Below are 18,959 nucleotides of genomic sequence, written 5' to 3'. Positions count from 1 at the left end.
CAGCACCCTTGGTCAGAGCCCGGTCTGACGGGCTAGCGTCCGTCCATGGCAGCTGTTTCCGACCTCGCGTTCGACCCGTGGGACCCGGCGTTCCTCGCCGACCCGTACCCCGCCTACGCCGAGCTGCGTGCCCGGGGCCGCGTGCACTACTACGAGCCCACGAACCAGTGGCTCGTCCCGCACCACGCGGACGTCTCGGCGCTGCTGCGCGACCGGCGCCTGGGCCGGACGTACCGGCACCGGTTCACGCACGAGGAGTTCGGCCGCACCGCGCCCCCGCCGGAGCAGGAGCCGTTCCACACGCTCAACGACCACGGGATGCTCGACCTGGAGCCGCCGGACCACACCCGGATCCGGCGCCTGGTGTCGAAGGCGTTCACGCCGCGCACGGTGGAGCGGCTGAAGCCGTACGTGCGGGGCCTGGCGGACGAGCTGGCCTCGGCCCTGGCCGAAGCGGGCGGCGGCGACCTGCTGAAGGACGTCGCCGAACCCCTCCCGGTGGCGGTGATCGCCGAGATGCTCGGCATCCCGGAGTCCGACCGGGCCCCGCTGCGCCCCTGGTCGGCGGACATCTGCGGGATGTACGAGCTGAACCCGTCCGGGGAGACGGCGGCGAGGGCGGTCAGGGCGTCGGTGGAGTTCTCCGACTACCTGCGCGAACTGATCGCGGCCCGCCGCAAGGAGCCGGGCGAGGACCTCGTCTCGGGCCTGATCGCGGCCCACGACGAGGGCGACCGCCTCACCGAACAGGAGATGATCTCCACCTGCGTCCTCCTCCTGAACGCCGGCCACGAGGCCACGGTGAACTCCACGGTCAACGGCTGGTACGCCCTGTTCCGCAACCCGTCCCAGCTGGAGCTGCTGCGCGCGGACCACACGCTCATCCCCTCCGCCGTGGAGGAGCTGATGCGCTACGACACCCCGCTCCAGCTGTTCGAGCGCTGGGTCCTGGACGAGATCGAGATCGCCGGCACGACGATCCCCCGCGGCGCGGAGATCGCCATGCTCTTCGGCTCCGCCAACCATGACCCGACGGTGTTCGAGAACCCGTCCGCCCTCGACCTGACCCGCCAGGACAACCCCCACATCTCCTTCAGCGCCGGCATCCACTACTGCATCGGCGCACCCCTGGCCCGCATCGAACTGGCCGCCTCGATGGGGGCGCTGCTGGAGAGGGCGCCGACGCTGCGACTGGCCGCCGAGCCGGAGAGGAAACCGAACTTCGTGATCAGGGGGCTGGAGGGGCTGGCCGTGGAGGTGGGGTGACCGGTGCAGGCGCCTTGTCAGGCAGTACGTCGACTGCTCACGTGGTTATGTCCCGCCTCCGCAACCCCGCCAGCCCCCCGGCCACCAGCACCACCGCCAGCCCGGTCAGCACCACCACCGGCCCCCACTCCATGGCTCCTCCCGGCAGCTTCGGCAGATGCCCGAACGGCGAGAGGTCCAGCACCGCCTGCGGTACATCGAGCGCGGGGCCGACCCAGCCGATCAGCAGGACCGCCCCGGCCACGCCCCAGGCCGCCGCTGCCGCCCGGGGCAGCAGGCCGTGCAGCAGGACGGCGAGGCCGCCGATCACCCAGATCGCCGGCAGCTGCACCAGGCACGCCCCCAGGATCGGACCGGTCCCCTTGCCGTAGCCGGCGGCCAGGCCGAGGCCGGCCAGGAGCATGATGAGCGCCGAGCCGCCGAAGGCGATCACCAGGTGGCCCGCCGCCCAGCGCAGGCGCCCGACCGCGTTCGCCAGGACCGGTTCCGCCCGGCCGGAGGTCTCCTCGCCGTTGAGGCGGAGCACCGACGCCACGATGTACAGCGCCGCTACCAGGCCGAGCATGCCGACCATCGACGCCAGGAACGCGTCCGTCAGGCCGGACCGGCCGCCCATCCGCTCGAAGATCCGCCGGGCGTTCTCGTTGTCGCCGACCAGGTCGGCCGCGCCCTCGGTCATGCCGCCGTAGACGACCCCGGCAAGGAGGAAACCGATGCTCCAGCCCAGCACGCTGCCGCGCTGCAACCGCCAGGCCAGCGCCCCCGCGCTGCCCAGGCGTCCGGTCGCCGGGCCCGGCCGGGTGGGCAGGAAGCTCATGCCCAGGTCCCGGCGGCCGGCCAGCCCGTACGCCACCGCGCCCTGGACGAGGACCGCCCCGGCGAGCAGCGCCAGCACCCACCAGCGTTCGCCCGCGTACGGGCGCAGGTTCTCCAGCCAGCCGAGCGGCGACACCCACGTGAGCACCGACGAGCCGTCGTCCGTCGCCGAGTCGCCCGCCGCGCGCAGCACGAACGCGGCGCCCAGCGCCGCCGCCGTCAGACCACGGGCCAGCCGCGCGCTCTCCGTCAGCTGGGCGACGATCGCCGCCATCGTGGCGAAGACCATTCCGACACCGGCGATGCCGAGTCCGAGAGCCAGTGCCCCGGCCGTGCCCTGACCGGCCAGGCCGGCCGTCAGCAGCAGCGCCAGCACCGCGTTCGCGACCGCCGCCGCCAGCAGGGCCGCCGTCAGGGCGGCCCGGCGGCCCACCATGCCGGATGCCACCAGCTCCTGACGGCCGCTCTCCTCCTCGTCCCGGGTGTGCCGTACGACGATCAGCAGGCTCATCACGGCGGCCAGGGCACCGGCGTAGACACCGGCCCGCCACGCCGTCAGCGCGCCCAGCGAGTCACCGAAGACCGGGCCGACCATCGCGCGCAGCGAGGAGTTGGTCTCCATCTGCCGGACGAGATCGGCGCGTTCGGCCGGGGTGCCGTAGAGGCCCTCCAGGGTGTTCGGCATGGAAAGGACCATCAGGGCGTTCACCGCGATCCACACCGGGATCATCAGCCGGTCCCGGCGCAGGGCGAACCGCAGCAGTGTGCCGGTGCCGGCCAGCTGGCGTGAGCTGCCGGGCCGCACCGCGAAGGTCGTCATCGGGAAGCCGCCTCGTCCTGGTAGTGGCGCAGGAACAGTTCCTCCAGCGTCGGCGGCGTCGACGTCAGCGACCGTACGCCCGACTCGCTCAGGGACCGCAGGACGGCGTCCAGTCCGTCGGTGTCGACCTGGAGCCGGACCCGGCGCCCCTGCACGTCGAGGTCGTGGACGCCGGGCAGGTCCGCCAGCCCGTCGGGCGGGCCCGCGAGTTCGGCGACGACACTGGTGCGGGTCAGATGGCGCAGGTCGGCGAGCGAACCGCTCTCGACCGTGCGGCCCTTGCGGATGATGCTCACCCGGTCGCACAGCTCCTCGACCTCGCTCAGGATGTGGGAGGAGAGCAGGATCGTGCGGCCCCGGTCGCGCTCTTCCGCCACACAGCGCTGGAAGACCTCCTCCATGAGCGGGTCCAGGCCCGAGGTCGGCTCGTCCAGGATCAGCAGGTCGACGTCGGAGGCGAACGCGGCGACCAGGGCGACCTTCTGCCGGTTGCCCTTCGAGTACGTACGGCCCTTCTTGGTGGGGTCGAGTTCGAACCGCTCGATCAGCTCCGCGCGGCGCCGGGGGTCCAGCCCTCCGCGCAGCCTGCCGTACAGGTCGATGACCTCGCCGCCGGAGAGGTTGCGCCACAGCGTCACGTCCCCGGGGACGTAGGCGATACGGCGGTGCACCTCCACCGCGTCCGTCCAGGGGTCGTGGCCGAGCACCTGCGCGGCGCCCGAGTCGGCGCGCAGCAGGCCGAGCAGGACCCGGATGGTGGTGGACTTGCCCGAGCCGTTGGGGCCGAGGAAGCCGTGGACCTCGCCGGTGGCGACCTCCAGATCCAGCCCGTCGAGTGCGTGGGTCCGTCCGAAGGACTTGTGCAGTCCGGAGACGGTGATGGCCTTCGTCATGCTTCAGAACGTACGCTCGCTTCAGAAATTTGTGAAGTTAAGGAAGCGTATGAATCGCGGATAGGATGAGCCTCATGACGGAATCAGCCGGGAACGCGCGGGACACGGAGGCCGTGTCGAGGTTCGTCGAATCCTTCGCGGCGCATCTCGTCGAGGCCGGGATGCCGCGGATGCCCGCCCGGGTCTTCGCCGCGCTCCTCTCCTCGGACGAGGGCTCGATGACCTCCGCCGGACTGGGAGAACAGCTGCGCATCAGCCCCGCGGCGGTGTCCGGGGCGGTGCGCTACCTGGCCCAGACGCACATGGTCTCGCGCGAACGGGAGCCCGGCTCCCGCCGGGAGCGCTACCGGGTGCGCGGCGACCAGTGGTACGAGGCCCTGACCAACCGCGACGCCGTCCTCAAGCGCTGGGAGACGGCCCTGCGCGAGGGCGTCACCAGCCTCGGCGCCGACACCCCGGCCGGCCGCCGCATGTCCGAGACGCTCGCCTTCTTCGAGTTCCTGGAGGGCGAGCTCGCGGAGCTGATGGAACGCTGGCGCGTGCACCGGGAGAAGACGTTCGGGCAGGAATGACGAGCGGCGCGACTCACGGCGCCGCCGGCACCGTCAGCCCCCAGGCCCCCTCCCGGACCACCCACGTCCGGGTCCGTACCGGCCCCGACACCACCGTGTCCGCCCGGTAGCGGAAGTGGGCACCCGACACCGTCACCGTCCGGCCCTCCGCGAGCAGGGGTGAGGCCTCGGCGCCCACCGACACCGGGCGGACCTCCACCGAGGCCACGCCGGAGGCCGAGGGCGACACCGACACCGCCTCGACCGGCTGGTCCAGGTCGACGAGGGTTTCGCCGTCGACCTCGACGCGCAGCCGGGAAGGGCCGGGCTCGGGAGCGGAGACGAGCCGGGACGGGCGGGCGGCCGGGACCAGGGTGCGCACCAGGGACTGGCAGGTCCGCAGCCATGGACGGCCCGGCGCGGCCTCGTCCGGCTCCTCCGGGCCGGCCTGCAACGGCGGTATCCGCAGCGCGCCGAGCACCACCCCGTCGCTGTCGTCGACCATCAGGTCCATCCGCCGCTCGACCCCGTCGAGCACCGCCCGGGCCGCCGCCACCGTCCCGGTCGGCACCCCCAGCGACCGGGCGAGGGACAGCACGCCCCCGACCGGTACCACCGACAGCGCGCATCCGGTCAGCTCCCGATGCCGGTGCAGCAGCGACACCGCGCGGATCAGGGCCCGGTCGTCGCCGACCACGACCGGGCGCCGCGAGCCCCGCCGGGCCAGCGCCCGGGCGAACTCCTCCGGCCCCTCCGGCAGGCACAGCTTCACGGTCGCACCCGCTCCGAGCACGTCTTTCGCTATCCGGACGGACTCGCCGTCCGACCTACGGGCGACCGGGTCGACCACCACCAACAGCTGCTCGGACGTCGCGGAAGTCGCCACCTCGGCCATGCCTCGCTTCCTCGGGTAGCATCTTTGTGCAAGAGCCCCTTGCGCTATTGCGCCAGGGGCTTCGTCTATTCCGGGGCATCCGGTCCGACGGTTGGCGGCCAACGGCGGTCGCGGTGTACGCGGCTTCATACCTCCGCGTTCGCCCTCGACCATGGACATGCCCCACCCGGAAGGGGTGTACGCGCGTGCCCGCACTTGTGCTGCTCGGTGCTCAGTGGGGTGACGAAGGCAAGGGAAAGGCCACCGACCTGCTCGGTGGATCCGTGGACTATGTAGTGCGCTACCAGGGCGGCAACAACGCCGGCCACACGGTGGTCGTCGGAGACCAGAAGTACGCACTGCACCTCCTCCCTTCCGGAATCCTGTCCCCCGGCTGCACGCCGGTCATCGGTAACGGTGTCGTCGTCGACCCGTCGGTCCTGCTCTCCGAGCTGAGCGGTCTGAACGAGCGTGGTGTCGACACCTCCAAGCTCCTCCTCAGCGGTAACGCGCACATCATCACGCCGTACAACGTCACGGTCGACAAGGTGACGGAGCGCTTCCTCGGCAAGCGGAAGATCGGCACGACCGGGCGCGGCATCGGACCGACCTACGCCGACAAGATCAACCGTGTCGGCATCCGCGTGCAAGACCTGTACGACGAGTCGATCCTCACGCAGAAGGTCGAGGCGGCCCTCGACATCAAGAACCAGATCCTCACCAAGCTCTACAACCGGCGCGCGATGGCCGTCGACCAGGCCGTCGAGGAACTGCTGGGCTACGCCGACAAGCTCGCGCCGTACGTCGCCGACACCGTCCTGGTCATCAACCAGGCGCTGGAGGAGGACAAGGTCGTCCTGTTCGAGGGCGGCCAGGGCACCCTCCTCGACATCGACCACGGCACGTATCCCTTCGTCACCTCCTCCAACCCGACCGCGGGCGGCGCCTGCACGGGCGCGGGTGTCGGTCCGACGAAGATCAGCCGCGTCATCGGCATCCTCAAGGCCTACACGACCCGTGTCGGCGCGGGCCCGTTCCCGACGGAGCTCTTCGACGAGGACGGCGAGGCGCTGCGCCGCATCGGCGGCGAACGCGGCGTCACCACCGGCCGTGACCGCCGCTGCGGCTGGTTCGACGCGGTCATCGCCCGCTACGCGACCCGCGTGAACGGCCTGACCGACTTCTTCCTCACCAAGCTCGACGTCCTCACCGGCTGGGAGCAGATCCCGGTCTGCGTGGCGTACGAGATCGACGGCAAGCGGGTCGAGGAGCTGCCCTACTCCCAGACCGACTTCCACCACGCCAAGCCGGTCTACGAGATGCTGCCGGGCTGGAGCGAGGACATCAGCAAGGCCAAGTCCTTCACCGACCTGCCGAAGAACGCGCAGGCGTACGTCAAGGCGCTGGAGGAGATGTCCGGCGCCCCGATCTCCGCGATCGGCGTGGGTCCGGGCCGGGACGAGACGATCGAGATCAACTCGTTCCTGTAGGCCGCAGGGCCGTCAGCTCCCTCACCGGCGCCCCGCGCGGGCGCCGGTGATCGGGCTTAGGCTGAAAGTCCTAGCCCGCGTGCGTCGACCAGAAGAAGGTGAGTGCGATGCGCGTCATGCTGAAGGCCTCCATGGACACGGAGAAGGCCAACGAAGCCATCCGGAACGGCACCTTGGGGAAGCTGATCCAGGAGTCGCTGGAACAGATCAAGCCCGAAGCGGCCTACTTCACTTCCGAGCACGGCAAGCGCACGGCCTTCCTGTTCTTCGACATGCAGGACAGCTCGCAGATGCCGGTGCTCAGCGAGCCCTTCTTCCTCCAGCTCAACGCGGAGGTCAGCTACACGCCGGTGATGAACGTGGAGGACGTCCAGAAGGGCCTCTCCCAGCTGGGACGCTGAGCCCCGCGGTTCAGCTGAACACGATCATCGACCCCTGGGCCAGACTCCGCGTCACGGCCGCGTGCAGACCCAGCCAGACGTGGCGTTCCCGGGCGAACGGGCTCGGATCGTACGGGGCCGGGACGGCGGGTTCCTCCAGTTCCGTGGGAACGAGCGGCGGTTGCGGCGCGGCCGGCGGGTTGGCCGGGTCGATCCCGATGACGGGGGCGACCACCTCCAGCTCCCGCAGCAGGGCGTGCGAGGAGCCCAGCGGACCGCCGCCCGCGAGGAGCTCGTCGTCGGCGAGCGGGCTGGGGAAGTCGACGGGGACGTAGGCACCCGCGTGGTCGTAGTGCCAGACGAGGTGCGACTGCTGGGCCGTCGACTCGAACATCTCCAGCAACTGCTCGTAGTCGCCGCCGAGTTCGTCCACGGGCGTCACCGGCAGGCCGCACACCTGGAGCAGGTAGGCGCGGCGCAGGAAGTGCAGCGCGTCGTAGTCGAAGCCGGCGACCGGGGCGACGTCGCCCGACAGGCCCGGCATGTACTGGTACACCGGCACCGGCGGCAGCCCCGCCTCGGCGAGCACCTTGTTGTATTGCGCGAGTTCCTCGGCGAACGGATTGTCCGGCGTGTGGCACAACACGTCGACGAGCGGTACCAGCCACAGGTCACAGGCCAAAGAAGGCTCCTCGCTCAGCTCGGTCGGTCGGGTGGCACGGTGGTCAGAAGGGTATCGGTGCGGCACGAAAAGCGGCTCCCGCCGTGCATGTCCCATACCCATACGGAGAGATGCGACGCAGGTCATCCGGAGGCGAGGCGCTCGATCAGGGCGACGGAGTGGGCGTTGTAGCCGGCGATGATCGACCGGGCGGTGTCGTTGTCGCGGGCGATCAGGGCGTCGACCAGTTCGGTGTGCCGGGCCCACAGCTCACCGCGCAGGTCGGTGAGCCGGCGCAGGTGCTGCACCGCGCAGACCCAGGTCTGCAGTCGCAGCCGGTTCAGGAAGTCGGCGAGGTAGGGGTTGCCGAAACAGGCGCCGAGCTCGCGCCAGAAGCGCAGGTCGTAGCCGATGAGGACGGTGAGGTCACCGGCGGCGGCGGCCCGCTGCGCCTCCTCGCCGCGCCTGCGGACCCCGGCGACGACGGCGGCGGCCCGGGGATCGTCCGGCCGCACGGCTCCGGGGCGCCCCTCGGTCAGCGCGAGGAACATCCCCTCGATGACCAGGCCGCGCGCCTCGATCATGCCGCGGAAGTCCTCGACCGAGTATTCGTGGACGCGGAAGCCGCGGTGCTGGTCGGCGTCGAGGAGCCCCTGGGCGGAGAGGTCGACCAGCGCCTCGCGGACCGGCGTGGCGGACACCCCGTACTGCTCGGCGATCTCCTTGACCGTGAACTCCTGCCCCGGCTGGAGCCGCCCCGCCAGCACCTCGTCACGAAGCGCGTCGGCGATCTGCTGCCTCAGGGTGCTGCGCGTCACGGCGCCGTTGCCGGAGCTGCGGGGCATGGTCAGGGCGTCTCCCTCGTCGCGTTCGGGTGGCGTGCACGTATATGTCTACGGCCACGCCACCTTACGCGTTCGAACGAGGAGTGAGGCGGTCGCCTACTGACGGGTTGTGGTCGGCTACGGACGGGACAACGGCTGTTTACTCGGTGTACTCGTCCGCCACCGAGAGCGCCGCGTCCAGGGCCGCGAGACCCTCCTTGAGTTCCGCCTCGGTGATGTTGCAGGGCGGCACCACATGCGTCCGGTTCATGTTCACGAACGGCCACAGCCCGCTGCCCTTCGCGGCGGCGGCGAAGGCGGCCATCGGCGCGTTCGCCTCCCCGGCCGCGTTGTAGGGCACCAGCGGCTCCCGCGTCTCCTGGTTCCGGACCAGCTCCAGAGCCCAGAACATGCCGACACCGCGCACCTCGCCCACGCTCGGGTGCCGCGCCGACAGCTCCCGCAGTTCCGGCCCGAGGACGGACGCGCCCAGCCGGGCCGCGTTCTCCACGACGCCCTCCTCCGCCATGACGTCGATCGTCGCGACGGCGGCGGCGCATGCCAGCGGGTGCCCGGAGTACGTCAGACCACCGGGGTACGGCCGCTTCCCGAAGGTCTGCGCGATCGCGCCGGAGATCGCCACACCTCCCAGCGGCACATACCCGCTGTTCACGCCCTTGGCGAAGGTCAGCAGGTCGGGCGTGACGTCGAACAGGTCCGCCGCGAACCACTCGCCGGTCCGCCCGAACCCGGCCATGACCTCGTCCAGGACGAAGACGATCCCGTACTTGTCGCACAGCTCCCGCACCCCGGCGAGATAGCCGGGCGGCGGGACCATGATCCCGGCCGTCCCGGGGATCGTCTCCAGGATGATCGCCGCGACGGTCGAGGGCCCCTCGAAGGCGATCGTGGTCTCCAGGTGCTCCAGCGCCCGCGCGCACTCCTGCTCCTCGGTCTCGGCGTAGAAGCGGGAGCGGTAGAGGTAGGGCGCCCAGAAGTGCACGACCCCGGCGGTGCCGCTGTCGGAGGCCCAGCGGCGCGGGTCGCCGGTGATGTTCACGGCCTGCTGCGTACCGCCGTGGTACGAGCGGTACGCCGAGAGCACCTTCGGGCGGCCCGTGTGCAGCCGGGCCATCCGGATCGCGTGCTCGACGGCGTCGGCGCCGCCGTTGGTGAAGAAGATCTTGTCCAGGTCACCCGGTGTCCGCTCGGCGATCAGCCGGGCCGCCTCCGACCGGGCCTCGATCGCGAACGCGGGCGCGAAGGTCGTCATCCTCGCCGCCTGTTCCTGGATCGCGGCGACGACCTTGGGGTGCTGGTAGCCGACGTTCGTGTAGACGAGCCCGCTGGAGAAGTCGAGGTAGCGCCGGCCGTCGTAGTCCCAGAAGTACGACCCCTCCGCCCCGGCGACGGCGAGCGGGTCGATGAGCTCCTGAGCGGACCAGGAGTGGAACACGTGGTCACGGTCGGCGGCCTTGACGGCGGCACCGGCTTCGGGGTTCGGCTGAGGGGTCATGCGGGCGAGCGTAGGCGCGGGGGAGAGGGCGGTGAAATCGGCGGCCTGTCTGCCGTCGGCGGCATTCCGCGACAGGTTGTCCAGGCCGAACCAACCAGTTGACAGCGTGCTGTCGAAATGTCAGCATGTTGTCATACGGCACGGGGTCCCTAGGAGGAACCATGAACGCCACCGCAGACCGCAAGCCCGTCCATCTCGCCGTCTACGACACCCTCGCCGACTGGGAGACGGGCCACGCCACGGCCCATCTCGCCCGCGCCGGACACGAGATCCGGACCGTCGGGCCGTCCACCGGCCCGGTCACCAGCACCGGCGGACTGCGCATCCAGCCCGGCACGGCCCTGGACGACGTACGGCCCGAGGACAGCTCCCTGCTGATCCTCCCGGGCGCCGACCTCTGGGACACGTCCGGTGACCTGGCGCCCTTCGCCCGCAAGGCCCGGGCGTTCCTGGAGGCCGGCGTGCCGGTCGCCGCGATCTGCGGCGCCACCGCCGGGCTCGCCCGGGAGGGCCTGCTCGACGACCGGTCCCACACCAGCGCGGTCTCCTTCTACCTGGCCGCGACCGGCTACGCGGGCGGCGAGCGCTACGTCGAGACCGACGCCGTCACCGACGGAAACCTCGTCACCGCGGGCCCGACCGAGCCCGTCGCCTTCGCCCGGGAGATCTTCCGGCTGCTCGGCGTGTACGAGGGCGAGGTGCTCGACGCCTGGTACCGGCTGTTCCACGACTCCGACGCGGCGGCGTACGCCGTGCTGGAGAAGGCCGGGGCGGCATGAGCCGGGAGCGTCAGGACCTGTTCAGCCGCAGCGCCCTCGGGGTCTTCCGGCTGAACGGCCAGTTCCTCGCCGTCGCGGAGGAACTGGCCCGGCCCGCCGGCCTGACCGCCGCCTGGTGGCAGGTGCTCGGCGCGGTCCTCGGCGAGCCGCTGCCCGTCTCCGGCATCGCCCGCGCCATGGGCATCACACGGCAGAGCGTGCAGCGCATCGCCGACCTGCTGGTGGAGCGCGGGCTCGCCGAGTACCGGCCGAACCCCGCGCACCGCCGCGCCAAGCTCCTCACCCCGACCGAGGAGGGGCGTGCGGCGATCGCCTGTATCGGCCCCGGACACGCGGCGTTCGCCGACCGGCTGGCGGAGGCGTTCGGGGAGGCGGAGCTGGCGGAGGCGGTGCGGGTGCTGGAACGGCTGTCGAAGGTGCTCGACCAGGAGGGACTGCCCGTCACGGAGCCTCCACCCGGCACGCCGCCTCCGCCTGTTACGGAACCGTAGACAGCGTTCGGGCCTGCCCCGCCCGGACCCCGCACTATTCTCGATCTGTTGCTCACGTGTGGGGGGAAGGCGGCTGAGCGATGGAGAAACTGGGGCCCGGGGATCCGCAACGTATCGGTGCGTACCGGCTGCTGGCGCGGCTCGGGGCGGGCGGCATGGGGCACGTGTATCTGGCCCGCTCGGAGCGGGGCCGTACGGTCGCCGTGAAACTCGTGCGCGAGGAGCTGGCCGCGCAGGAGGAGTTCCGGGAGCGGTTCCGGCAGGAGGTGCGGGCCGCGCGGCGGGTCGGCGGGTACTGGACGGCGCCGGTGCTGGACGCGGACACCGAGGCGGCGGTGCCGTGGGTGGCCACCGGGTACGTCGCCGGGCCGAGCCTCCAGCAGGTCGTCGGACACGACCACGGCGCCCTGCCCGAGCGGACGGTCCGCATCCTCGCGGCCGGGCTCGCGCACGCGCTCAAGGACATCCACGCCGCCGGCATCGTCCACCGCGACCTCAAGCCGTCCAACGTCCTGGTCACCATCGACGGCCCGCGCGTCATCGACTTCGGTATCGCCCGGGCCCTCCAGACCGTGACGGACGGCGGACTCACGCGCACCGGCGCGCTCGTCGGATCGCCCGGTTTCATGGCGCCCGAGCAGGTGCGGGGTGACCGCATCACCCCGGCGTGCGACGTCTTCTGCCTCGGCTCGGTCCTCGCCTACGCCGCCACCGGCGCCCTGCCCTTCGGCACCGCCAACAGCGGTGTGCACGCCCTGATGTTCCGCATCGCCCAGGAGGAACCGGACCTGGAGGGCATCCCCGAGGGCATCGCCGACCTGGTCCGCGACTGCCTGCGCAAGGACCCCGCCGCACGCCCGTCCCTCGACCGCGTCCTGGAACGCACCGGCGCGGACGACACCGTCTCCGACGGCCGCGCCCTCGACCCCTGGCTCCTGAGCGCCCTGGTCGCCCAACTCGGGCGGCACGCGGTGCGGTTGCTGGACGCGGAGGACCCGGAGGGGGAGGCCGCGGGGGAGCGCGAGGCCGCGGGGGAGCGGGCCGGTGCCGCCGGCCTCCCTGTCCAGCGGCAGGATTCCGGTTCCGACGGGAGCCGCGGGAGCCCCGGCCCGACACCCGAACACGCCCCCGCCGCCGACGAATCCTCCCCGAGCCCCGCGCCGCCCCCGGCCCCCGCGACGGTGCCCGCCGCACCCCCGGTCCCGCCCCCGCCGGGCCGCCCGGGCGAGGGGCCGCCGCTGAACCATCTGCCCACCATGGTCGCGGGCCAGAGCACCGCCCCGGCGCCCCAGCAGCCCCCGGGCGCCCCGTCCCACCCCCAGACGCCCCCGCCCCCCTACCCGGCGTACGGCTACCCCCAGCAGCACCCCCAGCCCGGCGCGCAGGGCACCGCCCCGCCCTTCCACCCCGCCTACGGCGGCCTCGGCTCCACACCGCCCTACGGTCCGCCCCCGTACGGAACGGGCCAGCCCTACGGCCCGACCCCGCCCTACGGCCCGACCCCGCCCTACGGCCCGACCCCGCCCTACGGTCCGCCGCAGGAGCCGGCGCGAAGAGACGGCCGTTCCACCGCGCTGCTTGTCGTGATCGCCCTGGTCGTCGCGCTGGCCGCGGGCGGCTCGGTCTACGCGCTGATGCAGGGCGGCGACGGCGACCGGGCCGGCGGCGACCCCACCCCCACGCAGAGCACCGACGCGTCCCCGACCACGCCGGGCCCGTCCCCGAAGACCTCGGAGCCGGACACCTCCGTCTCCCCGGCGGACGGTTCGATCCCGACGGCGTACCTGGGCACCTGGGCCACGACCATCGACAACGCCGACGGAGCGCACAGCCGCTCACTGACCATCCAGCAGGGCGAGCCGGGCGACACGGTCCTGTCCCTCGTGGCGGACGGCCCGACCAAGGGCGGCGGCAGCTACCACTGCGTGTTCGAGGGCCGGCTGACCACGGCACCCGGCGCCGACGGCGCGCTGAAGATCGGCCCGTCCACCGTGAAGGCCGGGCAACCGCGCAGCGCGTGCACCCCGGGCGCGGCCACCGAGGTCACCCTCCTCCCGGACGGCACGCTCCAGCGCGTCAACACGAGCAGCGGGGAGCGGCTGACGTACACGAGGGAGTGACCAACTCGCGTTTCCCGTGAGGCCGTTGAACGTACGGCGAATTCCGGCCGACGAATTCCGGGTACCCGCTCGTACGGCCGTACGGTGGCCGGACGATCGATTTCGTCCGGGCGGCGGCGGGGGCACCGACGATGGAGTGGCTGAGCGCGGAGAACCTCGTGGCCGTCGCGACGGCCGTCCTCGGCATCATCGCCTCGGGTGTCATGGTCTGGTACGAACGCCGGGTGCCGCGCCGCAAGCGGATCGGCTACCGCGTACAGATGGACAACCCCATCGGCGACGACGTGCGCTCGGGCCGCGCCAACCGCCGGCTGGGGCTGTTCGACGAGGCGCCCGACATGACGGACGCGACCCTGGTTCTGCTGCGCATCGAGAACGACGGCTCACTGGCCATCGACCGCGACGACTACACGGGCCCCGAAGTCCACGGCCTCACCGCGGTGTTCACCGACCGCACCATCCGCGGGGTCTCGGTCACCCAGCCCTCCGACACCGACCACCTCATGGACCACTTCACCGCGGCCCGGGGCTTCGGCTACGAGGACAACGCGCTGCGCATCCCGCGCGTCCCGCTCAACCGCGGCGACTACTTCAAGCTCCTCGTGCTGCTGTCCGGCGGCGACGTGGGCCGCGGGGTGCGGCTGGTCGGGGGCCTGCGGGAGGGCGAGGTGCGCCCCAACCGCGCGGCCGCCCCGGACGACAAACCACCGCTGTTCAGCCGGGCCGCCCGGCTGATCACCATCATGCTCACGCTGTGCGTGGTCACGCTGGCCGCGATCGTCGTCGCCCAGGACGACACCCCGCCCCCGATCGGCTGCGCGAGCGGCAGGCTCACCCTCACCGGTTCGACCGCGTTCGCGCCCGTCCTGCGCGAAGTGGCCGGGAAGTACGAGCGGGACTGCGGCGGCGACCCGGTCATCGACGTGGACCCGCACGGCTCGACGGCCGGAATACGGGAGCTCGCGGCGGCCGGCGCGCAGGCGGCACGGGACGGGAAGGGCTCACCCCCGGTGGTGGCCCTGTCGGACGGCCCCAAGCCGCCCGGACTGCCCGAACTGCGCGAGAACAGGGTGGCGGTGTCGGTCTTCGCGCTCGTGGTCAACGACGACGTACGCCTGAAGGACCTGTCCACGAACGACGTACGGCGCCTCTACCGGGGCGAGATCCGCAACTGGCGGCAGCTCGGCGGCCCGGACCTGCCCGTGCACCTGGTCAGCCGGGACGCCAACTCCGGGACGAGACAGGTGTTCCAGCGCCGGGTGCTGGGACGCGGCGAGATCGCCAACTCCTCCGTCGACTGCGTCCACAAGGACGACCCGACGGCGGCCGTCATCCGCTGCGAACTCGACTCGACGGACCAGGTGCTGAGCACGGTCGCCGAACTCCCGGGCGCCATCGGCTACAGCGAACTCAACCTGGCCGCCCGCGCCAAGGGCCTGCACTCCCTGCGCCTGGACGGCGATCCCGCCTCCGCCGACGCCATCGAGGACGGCACCAGCGAATATCCCTACCGCGAGATCGAGTACGCCTACACCTACGGCCGTCCCCCGGCCGACTCCCTGGCGTCGAGCTTCCTCACCTACCTCTCCCGCGGCAACGGCCAGGACGTCATCCGCACGCACGGCCACCTGCCGTGCTGGACCCCGGAGGGCCTGACCCTGTGCGCGCAGGACAACGGGGGACCGCCTGACTAGGCCGTGTCCTCACGTGCTCAACGCGGAAACCGGCCGCGCGGGCATCGAGGTCCTGAGAGATCACCGCGATATCAAGGTGGTGCTGGTGGACATCATGATGGGCTTTCGACGGCCGGCTCGGCCGGACGGGCGCCCGGGCAGCTCTGACGCCCGGCGTCCTCACCGCGGCTCCGGCGGCCGTTGCCGGGGCATGTTCGGCCGTGCACTCCCCGGTGGCATCGGAAACCGCCCGTTCAAGGTTCCCGCGTCCGGGCCTCGCGCCCCTGACGAAACAGCCGCGTGAATCCCTGTCGGTACGGCCCCGGTCCGGAACTCCACCATCCAGTCGGCGGTCTCCACCCGTACCAGCTCCGTCATGTCCTCGGAGAACCTCCGCAGCACCCCGAGGCACCGCTCGGCCGCCTCGCTCGCCGTCCCCTCCGCCGGTCCCAGCACCTCCCGCACGCACTCCGCCGCCCAGTCGAACTGAAGTGCCTGCAACCGCCGCTGCACCGCCTGCGCGGTGGCCACGTCCCGCATCCAGCCCGACGTCACGCCGAAGTACCGGTCGACGGCCACACACGCCACCCCCAGCAGCAGCGCCAGACACCCCCAGGGCGCGATGCCGCCCGCGACCCCGGTCAGATCCAGCAGGGGCAGCGCGACCCCGATGACCGCCCCCGCCGCGGCCCCGCAGCGCAACACCCGCGCGCACCGCCGCTTCCACACCCGGTCCTCGAGATACCAGGCCGCCGTCCGGAGCGCCCCGCGCTCCACCCACCGGTACAGCTCGTCCAGCCGGACCGCCGGCTCCCCCCAGTCCCCGAGCGGGAAGGCCCGCCCGGTCAGATCGCCCGGCCGCAGCCGGGCCGCCCCCTCGCCCCGTCCGTCCTGAAGCGGCCCCTCGGGCTGCATCTCCGGCTGACCCACCCGGCACTCCCAACTGACCACGCTGCGTGACAAGAGGCACACACGACGCACACGCGCCGGACCCTTCCTACCCCCCAATGGGTGGCGAAGATGTAGCTTTCGCCGCTTTTCCGCCCGGAAGTATTCCTTGATCAGTTATAGGGCGCGAGGGAAACTCACTCGAAAGAGTGCTGGGGCGACGGCAGGCCCGACCACGTAGGCTCGTGCCGAACGGGAAAACCCGTACCGAGCAAGGAGCTGATCGTGATCCCCGGTGGTGGCCAGCCCAATATGCAGCAGCTGCTCCAGCAGGCCCAGAAGATGCAACAGGACCTGGCACAGGCGCAGGAGGAACTGGCGCAGACGGAGGTCGACGGCCAGGCGGGCGGCGGCCTCGTGACCGCGACCGTCACCGGCGCCGGCGAGCTGCGCAACCTGCGGATCGACCCGAAGGCGGTGGACCCGGAGGACACCGAGACCCTCGCCGATCTGGTCGTGGCGGCTGTGCAGGCGGCCAACGAGAACGCGCAGGCGCTCCAGCAGGAGAAGCTGGGCCCGCTCGCGCAGGGTCTGGGCGGCGGCGGCATCCCCGGTCTGCCGTTCTGAGACGCCTACCGCTTCCTCGGACAGGCGGCTGACAACTACGGTACGTACGGGAAGGCCGTACGGCGCGAACGACCTCGATGATCCACGAAAGGCAGTCCGTTGTACGAAGGCGTGGTCCAGGACCTGATCGACGAGCTGGGGCGGCTGCCCGGCGTCGGTCCGAAGAGCGCCCAGCGGATCGCCTTCCACATCCTCCAGGCTGAGCCCACGGACGTACGACGGCTCGCCCAGGCCCTCATGGAGGTCAAGGCGAAGGTCCGCTTCTGCGCGACCTGCGGCAACGTCGCGCAGGAGGAACTGTGCAACATCTGCCGCGACACCCGCCGCGACCCGGCCGTCATCTGCGTCGTCGAGGAACCGAAGGACGTCGTGGCGATCGAGCGCACGCGTGAGTTCCGGGGCCGCTACCACGTCCTGGGCGGCGCGATCAGCCCGATCGACGGGGTGGGGCCGGACGACCTGCGGATCAGGGAGCTCCTGGCGCGCCTGGCCGACGGCACGGTCACGGAACTCATCCTCGCCACCGACCCGAATCTCGAAGGCGAGGCGACCGCCACGTACCTCGCCCGCATGATCAAGCCCATGGGCCTGAAGGTCACCCGCCTGGCCAGCGGCCTCCCGGTGGGTGGCGACCTGGAATACGCGGACGAGGTGACCCTCGGTCGCGCCTTCGAGGGGAGACGACTCCTAGATGTCTGACGCCACGCTGCACGCGACCGACCAGAACCCGGACGACTTCGCCGTCCAGATCGCGGACCAGGTCGAGAGCTTCCTGGTCGCCGTCATGGAGATCGCGAAGGGCGACGAGCCGGAATCGGCCGTTCCCTTCCTGCTCCTGGAGGTCTCCCAACTCCTCCTGGCCGGCGGCCGCCTCGGCGCGCACGAGGACATCGTGCCCGACGAGCGCTACGAGCCCGACCCGGGCCCCGAGCCGGACGTCGACGAGCTCCGCGAGAACCTGTCGCGGCTCCTCGACCCCATCGACGTCTACTCGGAGGTCTTCGACCCCTACGAGCCCCGCAAGGCGCCGGTGCCGGCCCGTATCTCCGACGACCTCACCGACGTCATCACCGACCTGCGCCACGGCATGGCCCACTACCGGGCGGGCCGCACCACGGAGGCCCTGTGGTGGTGGCAGTTCTCCTACTTCTCCAACTGGGGCTCCACCGCCTCCGCGACCCTCCGGGCCCTCCAGTCGGTCCTCGCCCACGTCCGCCTCAACCAGCCCCTGGCCGAACTCGACGGCCTGGACACGGACCAGGCCATGGGCGACGACACGCTGGAGATCGAGGCGGGCAGGGTGATGGTGGAGGAGATCGCGGAGCCGCTGGGGTTGCGCCCGGCCAAGTAGGAGGCCGAGGTCTCTCAGAGTCGTACGGCCGTGCCGGTCACGCCGATGCCGGTGTCCGCCTCCGCGGGTACCGTCACCGTGATCGTGCTCGGCCGTCCCATGTCCACGCCCTGGTGAACCGTCAGGGTGGCGGGGGTGCTCACGAGTCCGAGCTCACGCAGGTAGCCACCGAACGCGGCAGCCGCCGCTCCCGTGGCCGGGTCCTCGACCACACCGCCGGGCGGGAACGGGTTGCGGGCGTGGAAGACCGTGGGGGACTCCCGCCAGACCAGGTCGATCGTGGTCCAGTCCTCGCGGGCCATGACGGCGCCGAGCGCGGCCATGTCGTAGTCCAGGCCGGCCAGCCGGTCCCGGCTCGCCGCGGCGATGACCGGGTGCCAGGCTCCGGCGAAGGCCGCCCGGGGCGGCAGCGCCGGGTCCAGGTCCCCGGCGGTCCAGCCCAGAATCCCCAGCAGCTCGGCCAGACCGGCTTCCCCGAGTGGTGCCGTACGCGGTGCGACGCTCACCAGGGTCGCCACGAGGGTGCCGTCGGCCGCCCGGTCGGTGGTGACGGTGACCGGGCCCGCCGCCGTGCGCAGCCGCAGGTGTCCGGTGCCGTGCCGCTCCGCGTGGGCGACGGCCGTGGCGATCGTCGCGTGGCCGCAGAACGGCACCTCGGCGAGCGGGCTGAAGTACCGCACGTCCAGGGATCCGTCGCCGGACTCCACCACGAACGCCGTCTCGGAGTAGCCGACTTCGGCCGCCGTCGCCAGCATCGTCGCGTCGTCGGCCCCGGTCGCGTCCAGCACCACCCCCGCGGGGTTGCCGCCCTTGGGATCCGTGCTGAACGCCGCGTAGCGCAATATCTCCATGGCCAGACAGTAGCGTCCGGCTCCCCGCTCACGCTGCGTGTTTTGGGCGCTCCTTGTACGGCCCCTGTACGGCGGCTGCACGGCCGCT

General features: G+C 71.9%; 19 protein-coding genes. 11 read left to right on the top strand and 8 right to left on the bottom strand.

From position 1 onward, the window contains the following. Positions 1-45: 45 nt before the first annotated feature. Positions 46-1,266, top strand: a complete 1,221-nt coding sequence (locus ABFX81_RS08020; protein WP_346137828.1) for a cytochrome P450 — start codon at positions 46-48, stop codon at positions 1,264-1,266. Between the two features lie 37 nt (positions 1,267-1,303). Here ABFX81_RS08020 and ABFX81_RS08015 read toward each other — a convergent pair whose 3' ends face one another. Both ABFX81_RS08015 and ABFX81_RS08010 read right to left on the bottom strand, forming a co-directional pair. Beyond that, positions 1,304-2,902, bottom strand: a complete 1,599-nt coding sequence (locus ABFX81_RS08015; RefSeq protein ID WP_346137827.1) for an ABC transporter permease — start codon at positions 2,900-2,902, stop codon at positions 1,304-1,306. Beyond that, positions 2,899-3,795 (bottom strand): ATP-binding cassette domain-containing protein, encoded by an 897-nt coding sequence (locus ABFX81_RS08010; RefSeq protein ID WP_086854274.1) that lies wholly within the window; start codon positions 3,793-3,795, stop codon positions 2,899-2,901. Before ABFX81_RS08010 ends, ABFX81_RS08015 begins: the two co-directional genes overlap by 4 nt. Before the next feature lie 74 nt (positions 3,796-3,869). Here ABFX81_RS08010 and ABFX81_RS08005 point away from each other — a divergent pair, with 74 nt between their 5' ends. Then, positions 3,870-4,367 (top strand): MarR family transcriptional regulator, encoded by a 498-nt coding sequence (locus ABFX81_RS08005; RefSeq protein ID WP_086854275.1) that lies wholly within the window; start codon positions 3,870-3,872, stop codon positions 4,365-4,367. Between the two features lie 13 nt (positions 4,368-4,380). On the opposite strand, the gene ABFX81_RS08000 is transcribed toward ABFX81_RS08005, so the two are convergent. Beyond that, complete coding sequence (locus ABFX81_RS08000) at positions 4,381-5,241, bottom strand: diacylglycerol kinase family protein (RefSeq protein WP_086854273.1); 861 nt, start codon at positions 5,239-5,241, stop codon at positions 4,381-4,383. A 185-nt stretch (positions 5,242-5,426) separates the two neighbouring features. On the opposite strand from ABFX81_RS08000, the gene ABFX81_RS07995 reads away from it, so the two are divergent. Then, entirely contained in the window at positions 5,427-6,710 is a 1,284-nt protein-coding gene (locus tag ABFX81_RS07995) for an adenylosuccinate synthase (protein WP_086854272.1), read from the top strand. A gap of 107 nt (positions 6,711-6,817) precedes the next feature. Then, positions 6,818-7,111, top strand: coding sequence for a hypothetical protein (locus ABFX81_RS07990; protein ID WP_086854271.1), 294 nt, complete (start codon positions 6,818-6,820; stop codon positions 7,109-7,111). Positions 7,112-7,121: 10 nt separating this feature from the next. Here ABFX81_RS07990 and ABFX81_RS07985 read toward each other — a convergent pair whose 3' ends face one another. The 3 genes from ABFX81_RS07985 to ABFX81_RS07975 all read right to left on the bottom strand — a co-directional run bounded on the left by ABFX81_RS07985 (position 7,122) and on the right by ABFX81_RS07975 (position 10,091). Then, the gene (locus ABFX81_RS07985) at positions 7,122-7,772 is read right to left on the bottom strand and encodes a phospholipase D-like domain-containing protein (RefSeq protein WP_086604371.1); all 651 of its coding nucleotides are present in this window, start codon (positions 7,770-7,772) and stop codon (positions 7,122-7,124) included. A 122-nt stretch (positions 7,773-7,894) separates the two neighbouring features. Continuing rightward, the gene (locus ABFX81_RS07980) at positions 7,895-8,596 is read right to left on the bottom strand and encodes a GntR family transcriptional regulator (protein WP_086854270.1); all 702 of its coding nucleotides are present in this window, start codon (positions 8,594-8,596) and stop codon (positions 7,895-7,897) included. Positions 8,597-8,735: 139 nt separating this feature from the next. Continuing rightward, positions 8,736-10,091, bottom strand: a complete 1,356-nt coding sequence (locus ABFX81_RS07975) for an aminotransferase class III-fold pyridoxal phosphate-dependent enzyme (protein WP_086854269.1) — start codon at positions 10,089-10,091, stop codon at positions 8,736-8,738. Between the two features lie 161 nt (positions 10,092-10,252). Between ABFX81_RS07975 and ABFX81_RS07970 the strand changes: the two genes are divergently transcribed. From ABFX81_RS07970 to ABFX81_RS07955, 4 genes are all read left to right on the top strand, one after another. Continuing rightward, positions 10,253-10,870: a DJ-1/PfpI family protein gene (locus tag ABFX81_RS07970; protein ID WP_086854268.1), complete on the top strand. Its 618-nt coding sequence runs from the start codon at positions 10,253-10,255 to the stop codon at positions 10,868-10,870. Further along, on the top strand, positions 10,867-11,361 hold the full coding sequence (locus tag ABFX81_RS07965) for a MarR family transcriptional regulator (RefSeq protein WP_086854267.1): 495 nt from the start codon (positions 10,867-10,869) through the stop codon (positions 11,359-11,361). Before ABFX81_RS07970 ends, ABFX81_RS07965 begins: the two co-directional genes overlap by 4 nt. 80 nt (positions 11,362-11,441) lie before the next feature. Further along, on the top strand, positions 11,442-13,481 hold the full coding sequence (locus ABFX81_RS07960) for a serine/threonine-protein kinase (protein WP_346137826.1): 2,040 nt from the start codon (positions 11,442-11,444) through the stop codon (positions 13,479-13,481). Between the two features lie 131 nt (positions 13,482-13,612). Then, the gene (locus ABFX81_RS07955) at positions 13,613-15,175 is read left to right on the top strand and encodes a substrate-binding domain-containing protein (protein ID WP_346137825.1); all 1,563 of its coding nucleotides are present in this window, start codon (positions 13,613-13,615) and stop codon (positions 15,173-15,175) included. A gap of 159 nt (positions 15,176-15,334) precedes the next feature. On the opposite strand, the gene ABFX81_RS07950 is transcribed toward ABFX81_RS07955, so the two are convergent. Continuing rightward, positions 15,335-16,084, bottom strand: a complete 750-nt coding sequence (locus ABFX81_RS07950; RefSeq protein WP_086848815.1) for an SLATT domain-containing protein — start codon at positions 16,082-16,084, stop codon at positions 15,335-15,337. A gap of 243 nt (positions 16,085-16,327) precedes the next feature. On the opposite strand from ABFX81_RS07950, the gene ABFX81_RS07945 reads away from it, so the two are divergent. From ABFX81_RS07945 to ABFX81_RS07935, 3 genes are all read left to right on the top strand, one after another. After that, positions 16,328-16,669 (top strand): YbaB/EbfC family nucleoid-associated protein, encoded by a 342-nt coding sequence (locus ABFX81_RS07945; protein WP_086848809.1) that lies wholly within the window; start codon positions 16,328-16,330, stop codon positions 16,667-16,669. Between the two features lie 99 nt (positions 16,670-16,768). Next, positions 16,769-17,368, top strand: coding sequence for a recombination mediator RecR (recR, locus tag ABFX81_RS07940; protein ID WP_003991835.1), 600 nt, complete (start codon positions 16,769-16,771; stop codon positions 17,366-17,368). Further along, entirely contained in the window at positions 17,361-18,020 is a 660-nt protein-coding gene (locus ABFX81_RS07935) for a DUF5063 domain-containing protein (protein WP_086848808.1), read from the top strand. The genes recR and ABFX81_RS07935 overlap by 8 nt, the downstream gene beginning before the upstream one ends. A gap of 14 nt (positions 18,021-18,034) precedes the next feature. Here ABFX81_RS07935 and ABFX81_RS07930 read toward each other — a convergent pair whose 3' ends face one another. Next, positions 18,035-18,871, bottom strand: coding sequence for a PhzF family phenazine biosynthesis isomerase (locus ABFX81_RS07930; RefSeq protein WP_086848806.1), 837 nt, complete (start codon positions 18,869-18,871; stop codon positions 18,035-18,037). Positions 18,872-18,959: the final 88 nt, after the last annotated feature.

The sequence above is a fragment of the Streptomyces coeruleofuscus genome, assembly GCF_039532725.1.
Taxonomy (GTDB): Bacteria; Actinomycetota; Actinomycetes; order Streptomycetales; family Streptomycetaceae; genus Streptomyces; species Streptomyces coeruleofuscus.
Note: the sequence above shows the minus strand (reverse complement) of the source record. Positions and strands in the feature narration are given on the sequence as shown.